We start from the raw sequence: 1,840 nt of genomic DNA, 5'->3' as shown, positions 1-1,840 counted from the left end.
CGCGTCAGCTGCCTGCAGCCGTGTCAGCTGGCCGCGGCCGTGTCCTCCGCCCCGACCTGGATGAGCGTGCCCCACGGGTCGTCGACCCGCAGGACGGCGCCGTCGTGGCGGGCCCGGACCCCGTGGTCGGTCAGGCGCTGCCGGAGCGTGTCGACGTCGTCGGCGGTCGGCAGGTCGATGTTCACCTGCCCGAGGCCGAGGGCGGCCGCGCGCGGGCCCGCCCCGGCGGTGCCCCACGTGTTTACGGCGATGTGGTGGTGGTACCCGCCGGCGGCGATGAACAGGGCCGAGCCGACGTCGCTCATCACCTCGAACCCGAGGGCGTCCACGTAGAAGTCGCGGGCCACACCGATGTCGCCGACCTGCAGGTGGACGTGGCCGAGGGTCGCACCCGGCGGGGTCGCGGACGCCTCGGGCAGGTGGGTGCGCAGGAACGCGTTGGGATCGAGCGGGTTGGTGGCCACCTTGAGCAGACCGTGCGGCTCGGTGGCCCAGGTCTCGCGGGGCCGGTCCGCGTACAGCTCGACGCCGTTGCCCTCCGGGTCGTCGAAGTAGAACGCCTGGCTGTACAGGTGGTCCGAGCTCCCGGTGAACGACCGGGGCGCGTACCGGGCGACCGAGGCGACGGCAGCGGCCAGCGACGGCTCGTCGTCGAACAGCACGGCGGTGTGGAACAGACCCGCCTCGCCGGACTTCCGCGGCGGCAGGTCGGGCATCCGGCGCATCCGCACGAGCGGGAGTCCCGCGCGTCCGAGCACGGCGGTCTCGCCCGAGTGCTCGAGCACCTCCAGGGTCACGCCCTCGGAGTAGAAGCCGATCATCGCGTCCAGATCGCGGACCAGCAGCTCCACGGCACCCATGCGGGTGTCCGGCGCGAGGAGGTCGTCGGCGGGCCGCTCAACGAGGCTGCGGGGGTCGGGGTTCTGGACGTAGACGGGCATGGTGCGCTCCTGGTTGGTCGGGCCGATCAGTCGGTCAGTACTATTTGATGTGTCATCTATACCAACCGACGCGGGCCTCCGTCTATTCCGTGATGCATCAATTACCCCGGTCAGGGAGCGGTCAGCCGCTCACGTCGAGGAAGCCCGTCGCACCCTTCTCCGCGTCCGCGAACGAATGGTCCACGAAGACGTAGCGGCCGACCTCGGCGGGGGTCATCTCGACGAACCCTCCCTGCGACGGCGCCAGGTCCAGCGCCTGCGCCCCGCCGCCACTCCCGCCGAACGCGTCGCGTCCGTCGCGGAGCCGGTACGCACCCTCCTTGTACACGGTGTCGAACTGCCCACCCACCACGTGGAAACTCGTGCCGTCGCTCGGGCCGGCCGCGACCACCCAGATCCGGACGGTCTCGCCCACCCGCGCGGTGAGCGGGTCGCGCCGGTACTGCGTGGCGTGGCCGTTGAACATCACCAGGTCGGGCCGGCGGGCGGCGATCTTGTCCATGTCGAACGGCTCGTCGTCGCCGCCGAGATACGCCTCCGACTGCACCAGGACGTACTCGCGGTCCACCTCCGGCAGCTCCGGCGGGTCCACGATGAGCGCCCCGAACATCCCCGCCGCGACGTGCCCGCTCATCGGCGCGGTGGCGCAGTGGTACAGCCACGCGCCCGCCCGCTTCACGGTGAACCGGTATTCCAACTCCTCGCCGGGCGGGATCGTGCGCATGACCTCGTCGGGGCTCACGTCACCGGCGTGGAAGTCGATCGAGTGGCCGATCGTCCCCTCGTTGCGGAAGGTCACGACGAACGTGTCCCCGACCCGGCCCCGCAGGGTCGGCGCGGGCACACCACCGTTGTAGGTCCACACCGGCCGCACCACCCCGGGCGCCAGCTCGTCGGTG

General features: G+C 71.6%; 2 protein-coding genes. Both read right to left on the bottom strand.

Going from position 1 to position 1,840, the window contains the following annotated elements; genetic code table 11:
- Window positions 1-23 precede the first annotated feature (23 nt).
- A complete protein-coding gene (locus G6030_RS13665) occupies window positions 24-941 on the bottom strand; it encodes a VOC family protein (protein WP_182643499.1) in 918 nt (305 codons plus the stop codon).
- Between the two features lie 121 nt (window positions 942-1,062).
- The coding region (locus tag G6030_RS13660) for a multicopper oxidase domain-containing protein (RefSeq protein WP_182643498.1) at window positions 1,063-1,840 on the bottom strand (778 nt) is incomplete at its 5' end.

The organism is Dietzia sp. E1 (assembly GCF_014145015.1).
Lineage (GTDB): Bacteria > Actinomycetota > Actinomycetes > Mycobacteriales > Mycobacteriaceae > Dietzia > Dietzia cinnamea_A.
The sequence above is the reverse complement of the archived record's forward strand: the minus strand, read 5'-3'. Positions and strand labels throughout refer to the sequence as shown.

Bases quoted from the DNA above. Each gene is read 5' to 3' on its own strand.
- G6030_RS13665 (WP_182643499.1), bottom strand. From the start codon at position 941: ATGCCCGTCTACGTCCAGAACCCCGACCCCCGCAGCCTCGTTGAGCGG.